14 protein-coding genes are annotated in these 18,031 nt (G+C 35.0%); 9 read left to right on the plus strand and 5 right to left on the minus strand.

The features are described 5' to 3' along the window. The first annotated feature begins 234 nt into the window (after positions 1-234). From pflB to BN863_RS06020, 3 genes are all read left to right on the plus strand, one after another. Positions 235-2,490, plus strand: a complete 2,256-nt coding sequence (gene pflB / locus BN863_RS06010; RefSeq protein ID WP_038528530.1) for a formate C-acetyltransferase — start codon at positions 235-237, stop codon at positions 2,488-2,490. A gap of 108 nt (positions 2,491-2,598) precedes the next feature. Further along, complete coding sequence (gene pflA / locus BN863_RS06015) at positions 2,599-3,387, plus strand: pyruvate formate-lyase-activating protein (RefSeq protein WP_242404074.1); 789 nt, start codon at positions 2,599-2,601, stop codon at positions 3,385-3,387. A 33-nt stretch (positions 3,388-3,420) separates the two neighbouring features. Continuing rightward, complete coding sequence (locus tag BN863_RS06020) at positions 3,421-4,203, plus strand: formate/nitrite transporter family protein (RefSeq protein WP_038528532.1); 783 nt, start codon at positions 3,421-3,423, stop codon at positions 4,201-4,203. A 51-nt stretch (positions 4,204-4,254) separates the two neighbouring features. On the opposite strand, the gene BN863_RS06025 is transcribed toward BN863_RS06020, so the two are convergent. The 3 genes from BN863_RS06025 to BN863_RS06035 form a co-directional block, all read right to left on the minus strand. Further along, on the minus strand, positions 4,255-4,740 hold the full coding sequence (locus BN863_RS06025) for a hypothetical protein (RefSeq protein WP_038528535.1): 486 nt from the start codon (positions 4,738-4,740) through the stop codon (positions 4,255-4,257). A gap of 107 nt (positions 4,741-4,847) precedes the next feature. Continuing rightward, on the minus strand, positions 4,848-5,219 hold the full coding sequence (locus tag BN863_RS06030) for a hypothetical protein (protein ID WP_038528537.1): 372 nt from the start codon (positions 5,217-5,219) through the stop codon (positions 4,848-4,850). A gap of 70 nt (positions 5,220-5,289) precedes the next feature. Next, the gene (locus BN863_RS06035) at positions 5,290-5,769 is read right to left on the minus strand and encodes a membrane protein (protein ID WP_038528540.1); all 480 of its coding nucleotides are present in this window, start codon (positions 5,767-5,769) and stop codon (positions 5,290-5,292) included. A gap of 219 nt (positions 5,770-5,988) precedes the next feature. On the opposite strand from BN863_RS06035, the gene BN863_RS06040 reads away from it, so the two are divergent. Further along, positions 5,989-7,260, plus strand: coding sequence for an MFS transporter (locus BN863_RS06040; RefSeq protein WP_038533261.1), 1,272 nt, complete (start codon positions 5,989-5,991; stop codon positions 7,258-7,260). A 20-nt stretch (positions 7,261-7,280) separates the two neighbouring features. On the opposite strand, the gene BN863_RS06045 is transcribed toward BN863_RS06040, so the two are convergent. Next, entirely contained in the window at positions 7,281-8,081 is an 801-nt protein-coding gene (locus tag BN863_RS06045) for a class I SAM-dependent methyltransferase (protein WP_038528543.1), read from the minus strand. A 168-nt stretch (positions 8,082-8,249) separates the two neighbouring features. Here BN863_RS06045 and BN863_RS06050 point away from each other — a divergent pair, with 168 nt between their 5' ends. Beyond that, entirely contained in the window at positions 8,250-10,445 is a 2,196-nt protein-coding gene (locus BN863_RS06050; RefSeq protein WP_038528545.1) for a B12-binding domain-containing radical SAM protein, read from the plus strand. Between the two features lie 11 nt (positions 10,446-10,456). Here BN863_RS06050 and BN863_RS18735 read toward each other — a convergent pair whose 3' ends face one another. Next, entirely contained in the window at positions 10,457-11,257 is an 801-nt protein-coding gene (locus BN863_RS18735) for a response regulator transcription factor (RefSeq protein ID WP_051774570.1), read from the minus strand. A gap of 214 nt (positions 11,258-11,471) precedes the next feature. Between BN863_RS18735 and BN863_RS06060 the strand changes: the two genes are divergently transcribed. From BN863_RS06060 to BN863_RS06075, 4 genes are all read left to right on the plus strand, one after another. Then, entirely contained in the window at positions 11,472-11,783 is a 312-nt protein-coding gene (locus BN863_RS06060; RefSeq protein WP_038528548.1) for a DUF6660 family protein, read from the plus strand. A 254-nt stretch (positions 11,784-12,037) separates the two neighbouring features. Further along, entirely contained in the window at positions 12,038-16,372 is a 4,335-nt protein-coding gene (locus tag BN863_RS06065; RefSeq protein WP_038528550.1) for a CusA/CzcA family heavy metal efflux RND transporter, read from the plus strand. A gap of 1 nt (position 16,373) precedes the next feature. Next, positions 16,374-17,576 carry an efflux RND transporter periplasmic adaptor subunit gene (locus BN863_RS06070; RefSeq protein WP_038528553.1) on the plus strand — a complete coding sequence of 401 codons (1,203 nt, stop codon included), beginning with the start codon at positions 16,374-16,376 and terminating at the stop codon, positions 17,574-17,576. Between the two features lie 3 nt (positions 17,577-17,579). Beyond that, positions 17,580-17,996, plus strand: a complete 417-nt coding sequence (locus tag BN863_RS06075) for a Fur family transcriptional regulator (RefSeq protein WP_038528555.1) — start codon at positions 17,580-17,582, stop codon at positions 17,994-17,996. The last annotated feature ends 35 nt before the right edge of the window (positions 17,997-18,031 follow it).

Below are 18,031 nucleotides of genomic sequence, written 5' to 3' on the forward strand. Positions count from 1 at the left end.
ATTTAAGAGGCAAAAATCCATTCAAATTAGCGTTAAAAAATTGTTAAGACACAAGGCTTTTTATTAACGAAAATTTACGAAAACGGTTGATTTAATGTGGTTTGTGTAATAAATGCGTAATAATCAATAATGTGTTGTTAATTCTAATTTAAACTGTCATTTGTCATATTTTAACATGCTCTTTCTGTCGAAATTTGAGGTATATAAACAGATCGAGAATTTAATACAATTAATATGAAAGTAGCAGAGTTAGAAAATACAGGCTTTAAAAAAGATGGATTTAATACAGGCGATTGGAATACGTCTATTAATGTACGTGATTTTGTGTACAAAAATATAACACCTTATCATGGTACTCAGAGTTTTTTAATTGGTCCAAGCGAACGTACTCAAAAACTTTGGGACGTATGTAAAAGTGCCACTAAAATTGAACGAGAAAACAATGGCGTGCACTCTGTAGATACAGACATTATTTCTGGTATTGCAAATTTTGAAGCTGGATATATAGATAAAGAAAATGAAACCATTGTAGGCCTACAAACCGATGGCTTATTAAAAAGAGCTATGAAACCTTTTGGAGGATACAAGGTGGTCCAAAAAGCATTAGAAGAAATTGGATTACAACCAGCAAATCAGGTAGATCAATTATTCTCTAAATATGTAAAAACACATAACGATGGTGTGTTTGATGCTTATAATGCAGAAATTAGAAAATTTAGATCATTAGGATTTTTAACAGGATTACCAGATAATTATGCTCGTGGTAGAATTATAGGAGATTATAGAAGAATTGCTTTATACGGAATAGATACACTTATTGCTGCTAAAAAGAAAGATTTAGCGAACATAAAAGGTCCTATGACGGATGCCGTTATTCGCTTGAGAGAAGAAGTTTCTGAGCAAATAAAAGCATTAAAAGAAATGATTACTATGGGTAATGCTTATGACCTTGATTTAAGTCGTCCTGCAGAAAATGCGCAAGAGGCTGTACAATGGACATATATGGCTTACTTAGCAGCTGTAAAAGAACAAGATGGTGCTGCAATGTCTTTAGGTAATGTGTCTACATTTTTAGATATTTATATTCAAAGAGATTTAGATAATGAAGTGATTGGAGAAATAGAAGCTCAAGAATATATCGACCAATTCGTTATGAAATTACGTATGGTGCGTCACTTAAGAATGTCTGCATACGACGAAATTTTTGCTGGAGATCCAACTTGGGTAACAGAAGCTATTGGAGGTATGTTTAAAGACGGACGTACTAAAGTAACAAAAACGGCTTTCCGTTTTTTACATACATTATACAACCTAGGACCATCACCAGAACCAAATATTACAGTATTATGGTCGCCTTCTTTACCAGAAAACTTTAGAAAATATTGTGCTAAAGTGGCTATCGATACGTCATCTATTCAATTTGAAAACGATGATTTAATGCGCGAATTAAGAGGGTCAGACGATTATGGAATTGCATGTTGTGTGTCTTACCAAGAAATCGGGAAACAAATTCAATTCTTTGGTGCGCGTACTAACTTAGCAAAAACATTGCTTTTGGCTATTAATGCAGGTCGTTGTGAGATTACTGGAAAACAAATGGTTAAAGGCATTGAAGTAGATAATGACGAATACTTAGACTTTGATAAAGTATTAGCGAATTACAAAATTGCAATGAAAGAAGTGGCTCGAGTGTATAACGATTCTATGAATATTATTCACTATATGCACGATAAATACTACTACGAAAAAGGTCAGATGGCTTTAATCGATACTAATCCAGATATTAATATCGCTTACGGTATTGCAGGTTTATCTATCGTAGCAGATTCATTATCGGCTATTAAATATGCTAAAGTTAAACCAATCCGAAATGAAGAAGGATTAACTGTTAGTTTCGAAATTGAAGGTGAATTCCCTAAATATGGAAACGACGATGATCGCGTAGATATCTTTGCTCATGATGCGGTAGAAGACTTTAATAACGAACTTAAAAAGCTAGCAGTCTACAAGAATGCAGAACCAACAATGTCTGTGTTAACTATTACGTCTAATGTCGTGTATGGTAAAAAGACTGGAGCTACTCCGGATGGTCGAGCTAAAGGTGTGCCTTTTGCACCAGGAGCAAACCCAATGCATGGTCGTGATACTAACGGAGCAATAGCATCTTTAAATTCTGTTGCTAAAATAGATTATAAAGATTCTCAAGATGGTGTATCAAATACATTCTCTATCGTACCAAAATCATTAGGTGCAACAGAAGAAGAACGTATCGATAATTTAGTTTCAACTTTAACGGGTTACTTTAGTAATGGCGCTCAACATTTAAATGTAAATGTTCTGGATAAAAATACCTTGTTAGATGCGATGGAACATCCAGAAAATCACCCACAATTAACAATTCGTGTGTCGGGTTATGCTGTTAACTTTATTAGATTAACAAGAGAACAACAAATGGAAGTTATCTCTCGTTCATTCCACGAATCAATGTAAAACGAACTCTGTTTATATTACTTTAAGAGGTATTCAAAAATTTTAAACACTAATTTTACTTAAATAGCAAAAAGTAATCTCCCTTACTGTTTAGTGTAAATTATATTTTTGAATGCCTCTTTATTTTTTAATTTAAATCTTACTATTATTAAAACTTCAGATAATACTTTAAGTGTACATTCTATAGAGTCTTTTGGAACGCATGATGGTCCAGGCATACGGATGGTTGTGTTTTTACAAGGTTGTAAATTAAAATGTTTGTATTGCCATAATCCTGATACTATTGATACCCAGGGTGGAACGGAATATGAGATAGAAGAGCTTGTTAAGCGCGCCGTAAGAATGAAATCTTATTTTGGAGACAAAGGAGGCGTTACAGTATCTGGTGGAGAACCTTTACTACAAGCTAAAAACTTGATTCACTTTTTTAAGCGTCTAAAAGAAGAAGGTATACATACTAATATTGACACTAACGGACGATTATTAAATCATCCCACAAAGGAGTTATTAGATGATTATGCCGATTTAGTGATGCTGGATATTAAGCATATGACAGAAGAAGGGTTTCAATACATAGCAGGTGCTAAAAACAAAGAAACCACTTTCAATTTCGCAAAACACAGAGAAGCTTCAGGAAAAAAAATGTGGCTACGCTATGTGTTAATTCCAGAAATAACCAATACACCAGAATTACTACATCAATTAGGGACCTATTTTAAGGATTACCAAACAATAGAAAAAATTGAATTGCAACCTTATCATAAATTAGGGATTCATAAATGGGAAGCATTAGGTTGGGAATACGAATTAAAAGATGCTAGAGAAAATACACAAGACGAAATTAACGAGGCCGTAAAAATTTTGAACACCTATTTTAAAGACGTAAAAGTGAATTAAAATTCATTTATAAATCTACTTAACCCAATCAGTATGTATTCACCTAAAGAAGGTATAAAAATTATTAATGAAATTGCGCTAAATAAGGAAGGTTATACTATTAGTAAAACATTAATTCTAGCTTTCTTAGCAGGAGCTTATGTGGCATTTGGCGGATTATTAGCGTTAACTATTTCTGGAGGTTCACCTGGTATTGTAGCACAGAATCCAGGACTTGCAAAGTTTATGTTTGGAGCAGCTTTTCCTTTAGGACTAATACTTGTGGTACTAGTAGGAGCAGAGTTGTTTACAGGAAACAATGCATATTTTATTCCTAATATTTTAACCAAAAGACAACGGGCTTATGCCATGTTTAAAAACTGGGGTTTGGTCTATCTAGGGAATTTTATTGGTGCGCTTTTTATCGCTTATGTTATAACACATTTAACACATCTTGTAAGTAAAGCGCCGTATTTAGATTTGGTTCATAGTATAGCACGAGGTAAAACAAGTCATTCGTTTTTAGTCACTTTTATAAAAGGTATCGGAGCGAATTGGTTGGTGTGTCTAGCACTTTGGCAAGGTATTGCAGCCGAAAACACGAGTGGTAAAATTATAGCCATTTGGCTACCTGTCATGGCTTTTGTTACTCTAGGTTTCGAACATAGTATTGCAAACATGTATTTTATTCCGTTATCTATATTCGAAGGTTCAGGAATTACATGGAGCACGTTTATATTTAAGAATTTAATTCCTGCAACTTTAGGAAATATTGTTGGAGGCGCTCTATTTGTAGGTCTCCCTTATGGATATTTGTTCGGTAAAACAGAACAATAAATTTAAATAAAAACAAAAGCCCCATAACATATTATGGGGCTTTTATTACTCTTAGTTTAGCGCTAATTTCTTCTCAATTAATTCATGCCAGGTATTAATAATCTGAATCTCACCACTTAATTGCGTATTTACCGCTTCATTGTAAAATTCAAATTGTTGTTCTGGCACCGATTTATCTTTAGGAATAAAGTCTAGTTTTAACCTTTCAATCGCATAAGAACTGCTTTTCGCGTGTAAGTCCTTACCAAATTTTAATATTTTACAATCTTTATAATCCGATAAATCTACACAATTTTCAACCGAGTTATCTGCTGTTTTTTTGAAGAAGAAAACCAGATTTTTAATGTTGTCCATCCCAATAATAAAATCGGCTCCTACATCGTAATTACTTATCTGGGCATCATGTTTATTTGCTAAAGTTTGTAACGATTTTAGTAAAGTGTTTTTTCTTTTTCTGCTTCCGCGACTTGATAATATAAAAGGTAAAGCGCAAATTGCTATAAAGAATGCGCTAAGGATCATTGTTCCAGTATTCATTGTAATGTGTTTTAAAATTATTTCATAAAAAGTGCAGATTATATAATTAAATATAACCTTGTTGTAGTAAACGGGTAGTGCGTAATCACACTAAAAAGGAATGGTGTTTACCAGAAATAATGAAACGGGAATATGGAATCGTTTTTACGATAATTAACCAAAGTATTGGTTTGGTTAATTTTGTATTGTAAGAATTGTGAAGCTATTAATTGCTCACTAATTTTAGGAAACCAAACAGAGTTAAATAACGGAATCTTTAAAAAGTGACCCGCCGGCGAAGGAAATGATATCACTACATTTTCAGGCTCTGCAGTTAAACTGAAAATTGATTTAGAGACCTTTGAAACCTTTTGCTGTTGCTCTGGATTGTTTGGGTAATACGTGAAAGTTTCAGGCAGAGGCTGTGTTACACTGTACAGTGCAAAACAATATAACAGGCTTAATAGTAAACCTCCCGAAAATTTAACAACTTTTTTCACGTCGCAAATTTAAATGTTTCTAAATAATAAAGAATAGGTTTAAGGTAATTTATCAAAAAATTATGATAACCTATCCAATAAAATACCAGCCGTGGCTTCCTGCTACCGCTCCAAAAATGGTACATAAACTAAGAATAAGCAAAATCCAATGTGCGCGATGAATAATTCTAAACGCTTTATCGGGATTTTTTTCAACTTCTTTTCTAAATAATTTATGAAGTAAAAGCGGTTCTAAAACATATAATACTAGTGTGAAGATAATCCACATAATTGTCATGGCATGAATCCACCAAAATCGAATATCTAAATACCTGCTCCAAGCATCCATTTCGTACATCATGTAAAAACCTGTAATTCCTGTAAGTAAGGTCGTGATTTTAGCTTGGGTGGCGAACTTACCTTCAATTTGCTCGAATGTCTGCAATTTATCTTCCTTAGTTTTCATTTTTTTTACTGCAGGAATAATAACAGTAGTGACCATAGAAACGCCACCAATCCATAACACAACGGCTAATACATGTATAACTCGGGCAAGGGTAAAAGTTTCCAAGGTGGGATAGAATTTAGTTTGAAAAATGTTATACTAAGTTAAAACAATAATCACTTCTATTTAAATATTTGAGTGAATAAAAAAGATGATTGATGATTTTTATTAATCTAAATCTATAATATCATAATTATTGATGCCTTATAGATGATGGGTATTGTATTTGCAGAAATTTTCAAGTTTTATAGTTTAATTTTGTTGCCTAAAATACAAACGTTAAACATGAATTTTACCACCTTCAATTCCTTTAAAAGTAGAAATTTTAGATTATTCTTTATGGGACAATCTGTATCGCTTTTAGGAACATGGATGCAGAAAACAGCGGTGAGTTGGGTAATTTACAGTTTAACGCAATCTAAATTTATGCTTGGTGTTACGGTGTTTGCAACACTATTTCCTACCGCAATTATGTCGCTTTATGGCGGTGTTATTGCAGATAGACATAATAGACACAGCGTATTATTAATTACTCAAATTGTCTCGTTACTTCAGGCTATTTTACTAACCATTTCTATTGTGTTTTTTAAAGACCATGCCGTTTGGACAATAATTGTGCTTAGTGCAGTTTTAGGTATTATAAATGGTTTCGATGTCCCTGCAAGGCAGTCCTTGGTGCGTGAAATGGTAGATAATAAAGACGATTTACCTAATGCTTTAGCCTTAAACTCGTCTATGGTTAATCTGTCTAAATTAATAGGTCCTGCGCTTGCTGGTTTTATTTTAGAATCTTTTGGAGACGAAGTGTGTTTCGGAATGAATGCCATGAGTTTTATTCCTGTAATTATTTCGTTGCTATTAATGCGCTTACCAAAACAGGAATTGAAACCGAAGGCCGATAGAAATATTAAAAATGAATTTAAAGACGCTTTTAACTATATCATTAGTACGCCTGAAATTCATTCGGTGTTAATATTTGTAGGGCTCATGAGTTTATTTGTATTGTCGTTTACCACTTTAACACCAGCTTTTGCCAAAGATGTGTTTAACGGTTCGGCGTCTACTTTAGGTGTAATCGATGGTATCATTGGTTTTGGTGCTTTTATAGGCGCCATATTCTTAGCATCTTTAAAACCAGGTGCAAACCTTGTTAAGGTCTTAGCGATTAATTCGTTAATTTTTGGAGTTGGACTAATTTTGTTTTCTGAAACCTCAAATTATTATTTAGCCTTGTTTTTTGTGGGTATAGCAGCCTTCGGGATGATGTCCGTAAGAACCATTACAAATACCATTATCCAAGTGAATGTACCAAATCATTTTAGAGGTCGAGTGATTAGTATTTACGTGATGACGTTAACCGGTTTATTGCCTATAGGTAGTCTTGCAATTGGTAGTATTTCACATTTTATAGGGGTACAAGCCACAGTGCTTATTCAAGGTGTTTTAGCTATTGTAATAGCCCTGTTTTACGGTAAATATCTTAAAAAACAAAAACTAAAGAAAGAGGCTGTAAACTTGCTAAAACAACGACCTGAACAGGGCTTAGGAGTTAAATAACTTCTATTATATGTATAAAATCAGTCTTTAATCGCTTTTAAAGCATAAACCATAGGTATCTTAGAGTCTAGGTGTTTAATTCTATATTGTCTCGGATTGACCTCAACAGTGTTTCTAAAACAATCGTAAGGCGAATAATCAAACTCCTTAAACGTTTGTAATTGTAAATTATTCTGAAGTAAACTCCCAAGGACTTCTCCCAGACTATGATTCCAAGTTATAGATTGTTGCGTAATATTTGCTGTTCTATCGGCATACGTCCCAGACTCTATTTCAACAATAGCTTCTTTTTTAAAGTAGCTGTAGATAATCTTATCAAAATCGTCATCGAACATCCAAACTGCAGGATGAAATTCTACAAACACAAAAGCTCCTTTTGGTTTTAAGTATTTCGAAATTGATTGTGCCCATTGGTCTAAATCGGGTAACCATCCAATGGTGCCATAACTGGTATATACGATATCGAAAGTATCATCTAAATAATTCGGTAAATCGTATAGGTCACAACAAATAAAGGACGCATCTAATTCAAGTTGTTTAGTTAAACTGTTAGCATTTTTAATGGCCACATCAGATAAATCAACACCTGTAACTTGTGCTCCTAAACGGGCTAAAGACAGCGAATCTTGACCAAAATGACATTGTAAGTGTAATATCTTTTTGCCTTGTACATCGCCAAGTAATTCCAATTCAATAGTATTTAAAGAGGAGTTTCCGTTAATAAAACCTTCAACATCGTAAAAATCTGATGCTAAATGTGTTTCCGTTTTAATATTCCAAGTGGCTTTGTTTATGGCTTTATAATCGTGTTCAGGATTCATGGTTAGTTGAATTAAATACAAGTTGAAAGAACAAATTACATATAATTTTTAAAAGGAGTGATAAGTACATTAAATTAAGAGGATTGAGCATGAACTTTCAGATTTAAATCACACGATTAAACTTCGGAAAACAAATACATTATCTTTGCTCAAAATTTTGCATATATTTTGAAAGACATCTTACTAATTACACCTCCATTTACCCAGTTAAATACACCGTATCCAGCAACGGCGTATTTAAAAGGATTTTTAAATACTAAGGATATTTCTGCAACTCAAATGGATTTGGGAATTGAAGTGATTATAGAGTTGTTTTCGAAAAATGCATTTACGATGTTGTTCGATTCTGCTTACGAGAATGATACCATTCAGAGTGAAAATGCGCAACGTATATATACCTTAAAAGACGATTATTTAAAGGTGTTAGAGCCTATAATAGAATTCCTGCAAGGCAAGAATGTAACTTTAGCAAGGCAAATTTGTACCGATAATTTTTTACCACGGGCATCACGATTCGATAATCTAGAAGATTTAAATTGGGCCTTCGGTAATATGGGAATGCAAGATAAAGCTAAGCACTTGGCGACCTTGTTTCTTGAAGATTTATCCGATTTTATTATTGAATGTATAGACGATAATTTTGGATTTAGTCGTTATGCCGAACGTTTAGGGATGAGTGCCAATTCGTTTGATGAGTTGTACGATAGTTTACAACAAGATATTACCTTTATTGACGATATCACGCTACAAATCCTAGAAGGTAAATTAGAAGAAGTGCAACCTAAAATTGTTTGTTTATCGGTGCCGTTTCCGGGGAATTTATACAGTGCGTTTCGTTGTGCACAGTTTATAAAATCTAATTATCCAAATATTACTGTCGAAATGGGAGGCGGATTCCCAAACACAGAGTTGCGTTCTTTAAAAGATGTTCGTGTGTTTGAGTTTTTCGATTTTATTACATTAGACGATGGGGAATTACCTGTCGAATTATTACACGATTTAGTAGTCAATACTAAAGATAAAAACACCTTCAAGTTTAAACGTACTCTGTTATTAGAAAACAATGCTGTGGTGTATAAAAATGATAGTCCGCTTCCGGATTATAAGCAAAGTGCAGTTGGGACACCCGATTATTCAGATTTGTTGTTGGATGAGTATATTTCGGTTATAGAAATTGCGAATCCAATGCACAGTTTATGGAGTGACGGACGTTGGAACAAACTCACCATGGCACATGGATGCTATTGGGGAAAATGCACATTTTGTGATATTTCCTTAGATTATATAAAAATTTACGAACCTATCGCGGCTAAGACATTAGTCGACCGCATGGAGGAGTTAATAGCGCAAACGGGAGATACCGGATTTCATTTTGTCGATGAAGCCGCGCCACCGTCATTAATGAAAGCATTAGCTTTAGAAATATTAAAACGTGATTTAACGTTAACGTGGTGGGCAAATATCAGGTTCGAGAAAAATTTTACTCAAGATTTATGTATTCTTTTAAAAGCCTCTGGATGTATCGCGGTTTCTGGAGGCTTGGAAGTGGCATCAGACCGTTTATTAAAACTAATTGATAAAGGTGTGACTGTGGAACAAGTCGCGCAAGTGACTCGTAATTTAACCGAAAGTAATATCATGGTACATTCGTATTTAATGTACGGGTATCCTACACAAACGGAGCAAGAAACCATAGATAGTTTAGAAATGGTACGTCAGTTGTTTGAAGTTGGCGTTTTGCAATCTGGCTTTTGGCATCAGTTTGCATTAACAGCACATAGTCCAATAGGCCTAAATCCAGCCGAGTTCGGCGTTACGCCACATTACAACGACATCACCTTTGCAAATAACGATGTCGCGTTTTCCGATGTGACAGGTATCGACCATTCAAAATTTAGTAACGGACTAAAAACCTCATTATTTAATTATATGCACGGGATAGGGTTTGATTTACCGCTTCAGGATTGGTTCGATTTTAATGTCCCTGATACGACAGTAGATTCAGATTGTATTTTTAATGCTTTACAAACCGAACCGAGTTTCAGTGTAAAACCAACAGCTAAAATTGTATGGTTAGGTAAAACACCGTTTGTAGAAGAGGTCTCGAAAACTAAAAAAGGAACGACCTATACGAGTTTGAAAATGACGTTCTACGATAAAACAAATGCCTTTCAAATTTCAACACCTTTAGATGAAGGTGAGTGGTTATTAGATATGCTAGAACAACTTAAGCCAAGTAGTGCCACGCAAACGTCTTTTAATATGTTGAAGAAAGATTTTGAATCTCATTTTGAGAATTTCGAATTATTCTGGTTTTCAAAACCTATAAACACATTAAAGGCACATGGTTTATTGGTGTTGTAAATAATTAGTTTTTATGTTAAAAGTCCTTCGATATATCCTTTCGCCATAAGTTCCGCAGTGTTTTTTACTCCTGTTTTGCATAGAATATTTTTCTTATGTGTTCTAACGGTGTGCGGTGAAATAGATAACATATTACCTATTTCGTTAGCATTTAGGCCATTCGATATTTGCTTAACAATTTCGATTTCACGTTTTGTAAGAATGCTTAACAGGTTTGTAGGGGTATCTTTTATTCGTTTCGGATTAAAAACTTCATGTTCTATTGACACATTATAGTAGGAAGGCCCCCCTGTTAGACTGATAAATGATACATAAGGCAGTGATTGTTTTTGAATGTGTTCAATTTTGGAATGCACACTTAAAACATGCATAGGAATATGATTTTCTGTCACAGAAGTTACGGTTAATTGGTGTAACATGGTACAACACTCGTTTTTAAAATTCGTCATTTTATAGGTATACACCGCCTTGTAATCAGTAATTTTATCTTTATCAACAAAATTAAAAAAGAAATCTTTTATTATTAATTCCTTTTTTTTTAAACTTTCAATTTCTTCAGGTAGAGCCGTGCTAAGAATTTTTTCTATATCAATGTCTTCAGCAGAAATGCCTAAAACATCTTGTACACCTTCAGAAACAAATTCTATTTCTAAATTGTGGGCATTTATAACATAAAAATAAGTATTACCGGGAGAGAATATATTAGCAAATAATTGTAACTGATTTTTGGATTTGTAATTTTCATAAATTTTTACTTTTGATGAATATTCGGTTCTCCAAAATTCTAATATCTCATTAAAATTACTTTTCATAAATAGATTGATTAGTTGATTTATATACTATGATTATCAATCAAATTCTTAGGGAGTAATAAATTATATAAATAATTTTTAGTTGATTTTAAAAATTCTATTAAAAGAATATAAAATCGATTAACTGAGTTTTTTGTAAATAATAAATTATTTTAGTTTTGAGTATGCTAGTTTTGCAATCCTATTGCATTAAATAATTTGTATATTTGAATTCATGAAATTTTTAACAGTCATATTATCCATTTATATTTTAGCATTAAACTTTGCGCCTTGCGAAGATATTGCTCCTATTGGCGATGATACAACTACCGAAATTACGCAACAATCGGATGCGAACCACGAGCACAATGCTACAGACGAATGTTCTCCATTTTGCCAATGCCATTGTTGCCATATTCACGCTACAGAATTTACGCCTCTACAAGTTTCCTTTACAGTGCCAGACATTTCAACAAAAATATTTCTTCATTTCGATAGTCTAGGTCAAGATTTTAATCAGACTTTATTACAACCGCCTCGGGTATAATGTGTCCTGTTTTTACAGGGTTTAATACCAATTCTTGTTTGAAATTACTATAAAATAAAATAATGATTTTTTTCTTTAAATGAAGAAGAAAAATAAAGCATAGCCTTAGTTACGGTTTCTTTTTATTCTGAAATAGAAAGTAAAAAAGGGTGTTTTATTATGGTTATTTCAATGAGAAATGGTATAAGTACATAATTCTTAAAGACCATTTAAGAATACGTTTTAATTTATAATCACATTATAACCCATTTTGTATGATTAATAAAATCATTGATTTTTCAATCCATAATAAATTTATTATTGGTTTGCTTACGCTTACCATAATAGGAGCGGGGATTTGGAGCATGACAAAAGTGCCCATAGATGCCGTTCCAGACATTACAAATAATCAAGTTCAAGTCATTACACAAGCACCTAATTTAGGCACCGAAGACATAGAACAATTTGTAACCTATCCTGTAGAAGTTGCGATGAGTAACTTACCAGATGTTAAAGAAATTCGTTCGGTATCACGTTTTGGTTTATCGGTAGTCACCATCGTTTTCGACGACGACATGGGAACTTATTTACCAAGACAATTAGTATCCGAAAAACTGACCGAAGTTAAAGAAGATATTCCCGAAGGTTTTGGTACGCCAACCATGGGACCGATTACTACAGGATTAGGAGAAATCTACCAATACACACTTAAAGTAAAGCCTGAATATAAAGACACATATTCGATTTCAGATTTGCGAACCATGCAAGATTGGATTGTGCAACGTCAAATGGCTATGGTGCCGGGTGTTGTTGAAGTGAATGCTATTGGTGGAAAAATTAAGCAATACGAAGTTGCTGTAGACCCTTCAGAATTAAATGCGATTGGTTTATCCATTACCGATATTTTTGAAGCTTTAGAAGTTAATAATCAGAATACTGGTGGTGCGTATATCGAGAAAAACCATCAAGCCCATTTTATTCGTGGCGAAGGTTTAATTCGCAGTTTAGACGATATTAAACAAATTGTAGTGTCTCATGCCCAAGGCGTGCCCATTACTATTGGGTCTATTGCCGAAGTTAAATTTGGTTCGGCCATTCGTTATGGTGCTCTAACCCAAGATGGCGAAGGCGAGGTTGTTGGCGGATTAGTCATGATGTTAAAAGGTGCGAATTCTAACGACGTGATACAAGCCGTTAAGGAACGTATGCAACTCATTCAGAAATCACTTCCGGAAGGTGTCGAAATTCAACCGCTTTTAGACCGAAGTGTTCTAATTGCAAAAACAACCTCTACCGTTGGGTTCAACTTAGTTGAAGGTGCCCTAATCGTCATCTTTGTCCTGATTTTCCTATTAGGAAATTGGCGTGGTGGACTTATAGTCGCATCGACCATTCCGTTATCCTTACTGTTTGCATTTATATTAATGTATGTGTTCGATGTTTGGGCAAATCTAATGAGTTTAGGTGCGATAGATTTCGGAATTATTGTCGATGGCGCCGTTATTATCGTAGAAGCTACCGTATTTATTTTCGCCTCTCAAGTCCTTAAAAAAGGGAAACTCACATCCGAAAACCGAGATAAAATTGCTTCAAAGGCCTCAAAGAAAATGATGAATGCCGCGTTCTTTGGTCAGCTTATTATTCTTATAGTGTTTCTTCCAATTCTTGCTCTAGAAGGGATTGAAGGAAAAATGTTTAAACCTATGGCGTTAACTTTTATTTTCGCGATGATTGGTGCCATGATTTTGTGTTTAACCTACGTCCCAATGATGTCGGCTTTAATACTTCGTGCGCCTAAAACAGATAAATTATCTTACGGCGACAAGTTTGTACACTGGGTAGAGCGTAAATATCAACCGTTATTAGATGGCGCTTTAAATAAAGGAAAATGGATTATCGGACTTGGGGTTTTGTTATTCGCAGTCACGGTGTTTATGTTTTCTAGAATGGGAGGCGAGTTTATTCCGCAGTTAGACGAAGGCGATATTGCATTTCATGCCATTTTAAAACCAGGAAGTTCGCTTACAGAAACCATTGAAACGACAACAAAAATTGAACAAGTTGTAAAAGCTAACTTTCCTGAAGTCGATAAAGTTGTGAGTCGTATTGGTGTGGCCGAAATACCTACAGACCCTATGCCCATGGATTTGGCCGATGTTATTGTAATTCTAAAACCTAAAAGCGAATGGGTGTCTGCCAGTTCTAAAGACGAATTGATAGATAAAATGAAGGCGGCGGTGCAAGTAATTCCGGGTGTAAATTACGAATTTACACAACCCATGGAAATGCGTTTTAATGAATTGTTAGAAGGTGTTCGTGAAGATATTGCTATTAAATTATATGGTGAAGATATATATGTGCTGTCGGAAAAAGCTGAAGAAGTAACCAAACTTATAGCAGGAATAGAAGGGATTGGCGATATGAAAGCTGAAGCCACCACAGGATTACCACAAATGACCATTACGTATAACCGACAAAAATTGGCGCAATACGGATTGCAAATAAATGATTTAAATCAGATTGTGGAATCTGCTTTCGCAGGAGGAAAAGCAGGAGTGATTTTTGAAGGTGAAAAACGTTTTGATGTAGTCGTGCGTTTACAAGAAAAAAACAGGACCGATATTACGGATGTTCAGAATTTGTTTATCAAATTACCAGGCGGTTCTCAAATTCCGTTAAAGGAAATAGCAGATATTTCGTATAAAGCTGGGCCTATGCAAATAAGTCGAGATAATACCAATCGCAGAACGTATGTCGGGGTAAATGTACGTGGTCGTGATGTGAAATCTTTAGTGACAGAAATTCAGACGAAATTAGATGCCGAATTAGAATTACCTCCAGGATATTTTATCCGTTATGGTGGGGCATTCGAAAATCTAGAACGCGCCAGTTCCCGATTACAAACTGTAGTTCCAATTGCATTATTATTGATTTTTGTACTCATATATTTTGCCTTAAAATCATTTCCGCAAACGCTCATGATTTACATAGCGATTCCCATGGCGACTATTGGTGGGGTCTTTGCGCTTTGGTTGCGAGATATGCCTTTTAGTATTTCTGCTGGTGTCGGATTTATTGTCCTCTTTGGAGTCGCCGTATTAAACGGACTGGTCATGATTAGCGGTTTAAATGAACTTAAGGATGAAGGCGTCGTCAATTTAAAAGACCGCATTTTTGAAGGGACTAAACGCCGAATTCGACCAATCATGCTTACCGCATTTACAGATGTGTTAGGATTTCTGCCTATGGCAATTTCGGCATCAGCAGGAGCCGAAGTACAACGACCGTTAGCCACTGTGGTTATTGGTGGTTTATTAACGTCCACGTTATTAACCTTATTCGTACTTCCTATTTTATATCATTGGGTTGAGGAACGTCAAGATAAAATTACCATAAAACGTTCAATGGGACCAGCAATTGCTGTAATGGTGTTATTTTTAGGACTTCCACAACTAACATTTGCACAACAAGTACCCAATCAAAGTCAGGAGATTTCTTTAGAAGATGCAGTGCAATTATCTAAAACGCAATATCCGTTATTAAAACAAAAAGCGTTGGCTATAGATAAAGAAGAAGCAATTAAAAGTACGGCTTTCGATTTAGGGATAACTAATTTGTCTACAGGCGGTGAAGAACTTAGAGGCGGTGAAGGGATATACACTACTGTTCAGGTCGCTCAAAATAATATTGATGTATTCGGAATTGGTGCTAAAAAGCAGTTGCAGGATCAGCGTATTTTACTAGCCGAACGGGCGTATCAATTATCGGAGCTTCAATTGGCATTAGAGGTCAAAAAAGCATGGGCCAAAGCGTATCAGACTAAAATGCAGTATAATTTATATTCAGAATTAGATTCTGTTTATACCAAGTTTGAACAAGCAGTTGCTCTGAATTATGAAGTTGAAGCCATTTCGAGATTAGAATATGCGGCGGCAAAACATCAGTATTATCAAATTCAGAATACAAAAACGAAAGCTTTTACCGCATATAGTATTGCCTTACAACAGTTGAATTTGTGGTTAGCGTCGGATACATTTTATACCGTTCCAGATACTTTTGATGGTCATGATGCTTTAATATCAGCATTAGATATTGAAAAGCATCCGGCGTATCAAGTGGCCGAATTGCAAGTAAAAGCTTCAGAAGCTCAATTAAAAGCGGCCAAAGCAAATAGTCTGCCAAAATTTAATGTGCAAGGTGGTTTACAAAATGTCGATGGGCAGTCCGGATTTTACAGTTTTCAAGGCGGGATATCGATTCCGTTTTTGTCCGGTAGTAAACGCGCCGATATTAAGACAGCCAAAATAGATAAACAGATTGCAGAATCTAATGTGCGCTTAAGACAAGAACAGGTAAAATCTGAATATTTTCAAGCTCAGGCACAATATAGGCAATGGTCCGAATCCTGGATGTTTTACAATACTAAAGTATTGCCATTAGCTAAAGAACAGCGCCAAGGGGCGTTATTGGCCTATAAAGAAGGCGCTGTAGATTATAGCGGATTTTCACAACTTATAAAAGAAGCGATTCAATCGGAATTGGATGCACAAGAAGCGCTTTTAAATTACTTGAACAGTTTATTCGAATTACAATATTTTAATCAGAATTAAGATGAAAAAATTAATATATATCAGCGTGTTTACACTTCTTACAAGTGTTTTAAGTTGTGGGTCTAAAGACACAAAATCAAACGAAACGGTTAATGACGTTGAAACTTCTGAAGCAAAACATGAAGACCATGGCGAGCATGAAGAGGCAGAAGGAGTGCATTTAAAGGCGTCTCAATTTCAAGCCTTACAAATGAAAGTAGATACTCTGTCTAACCGTTTAATGAGTGGTTATGTAGAAGCTAATGGAACTTTAGAAGTGCCACCCCAGAACGAAGCTTCGGTTACCACTATTATTGGTGCGAATATTGCTTCTATAGAAGTGATAGAAGGCGATAAAGTTGCAAAAGGTCAGGTCGTGGCCTATTTAACGCATCCGAATATTATTAAGATGCAAACCGATTATTTGAACGCTTATAGCAATAGTATGTATTTAAAAAAGAATTTCGAACGTCAGAAAAAGTTATATGATTCCGGGGTTGGGTCTGGCGCTAATTTTCAGAAAGCAGAAGCAGAGTATGAGGCATCGAAAGCATTGGCAAACGGATTGGGGGCGCAATTGCAGTTATTACAATTGAATCCGGAAAGTATTCAGAATGGCACCATTTATCAGCGTGTAGGATTACGCACGCCTATAGAGGGTTTTGTGCAGAAAGTAAATGTGAAAACGGGCCAGTATGTCGCACCTGAAACAGAAGTGTTCGAAATTGTAAATACACATCATGTGCACGCCGATTTAATGGTGTTTGAGAAAGACGTACAACATGTTAAAAAAGGTCAGAAGGTTAGATTTACGGTACAATCATTTCTTGATGACCAATTAATGGCCGAAATTTATTCAGTGAGTAAAACTTTTGAAGAGAATCCGAAAGCCGTTCATGTGCATGCCGAAATTAAAAACGACAAAGGCCATTTAATCCCGGGGATGTATATAAAAGGGAAAATACAGATTAACGAAATTGCATCATTAGCCATCCCGGAACACGCTATTTTTAAGGAAGGGAATCGCTTTTTTGTATTTAAAGCAGAGCAAGAAGCTGAAGAATGGAAGTTCGAACCTTTGGAAGTCATTCCAGGCGCAAAAGACGAGGGTTGGCAAGCGGTTACTTTTTTAGAAACGCAAGCTGAGTCAACGAAATTTGCTTTAAACAACGCGTATTACTTAAGTGCCGAAATGAAAAAAGGAGAATCAGAACACAGTCATTAAATTATGCAAACTGTAGAACAATTTTTAGAATCTAAAAGTATTCGTGTCACCGCGATGCGAATACTTATTTTTAAATTCTTATCAGAAAAACAAGAAGCTGTCACCTTAAGTGATATTGAGAATGCTTTTGATAAAGCCGATAGAACAACATTATACCGTACCATAAAAACGTTTGAAGATAAAGCTATAGTACATCAAATAGACGATGGCACCGGAGTGACTAAATACGCGTTGTGCGAACCCAATTGCCATTGCGATTTGGAAACCGATTTACATCTGCACTTTCATTGTACCCAATGTAGCGCTACCGTATGTTTAACAGACCATAAAATTCCGAAAATTAAAGTGCCAAAGGGCTATGTTGCAGAACATGTTAATTTGGTTGTAAAAGGCATTTGCGATAAGTGTAGCGCTAATTAATGCACTTCCATTGCATGGATTTATTTGTCACCTTT

The organism is Formosa agariphila KMM 3901 (assembly GCF_000723205.1).
GTDB lineage: Bacteria > Bacteroidota > Bacteroidia > Flavobacteriales > Flavobacteriaceae > Formosa > Formosa agariphila.

What these genes read in the sequence shown, in the direction of transcription:
- pflB (WP_038528530.1), top strand. Translation starts at nt 235, where the DNA reads ATGAAAGTAGCAGAGTTAGAAAATACAGGCTTTAAAAAAGATGGATTT.
- BN863_RS06020 (WP_038528532.1), top strand. Translation starts at nt 3,421, where the DNA reads ATGTATTCACCTAAAGAAGGTATAAAAATTATTAATGAAATTGCGCTA.
- BN863_RS06025 (WP_038528535.1), bottom strand. Translation starts at nt 4,740, where the DNA reads ATGAATACTGGAACAATGATCCTTAGCGCATTCTTTATAGCAATTTGC.
- BN863_RS06040 (WP_038533261.1), top strand. Translation starts at nt 5,989, where the DNA reads ATGAATTTTACCACCTTCAATTCCTTTAAAAGTAGAAATTTTAGATTA.
- BN863_RS06045 (WP_038528543.1), bottom strand. Translation starts at nt 8,081, where the DNA reads ATGAATCCTGAACACGATTATAAAGCCATAAACAAAGCCACTTGGAAT.
- BN863_RS18735 (WP_051774570.1), bottom strand. Translation starts at nt 11,257, where the DNA reads ATGAAAAGTAATTTTAATGAGATATTAGAATTTTGGAGAACCGAATAT.
- BN863_RS06060 (WP_038528548.1), top strand. Translation starts at nt 11,472, where the DNA reads ATGAAATTTTTAACAGTCATATTATCCATTTATATTTTAGCATTAAAC.
- BN863_RS06065 (WP_038528550.1), top strand. Translation starts at nt 12,038, where the DNA reads ATGATTAATAAAATCATTGATTTTTCAATCCATAATAAATTTATTATT.
- BN863_RS06070 (WP_038528553.1), top strand. Translation starts at nt 16,374, where the DNA reads ATGAAAAAATTAATATATATCAGCGTGTTTACACTTCTTACAAGTGTT.
- BN863_RS06075 (WP_038528555.1), top strand. Translation starts at nt 17,580, where the DNA reads ATGCAAACTGTAGAACAATTTTTAGAATCTAAAAGTATTCGTGTCACC.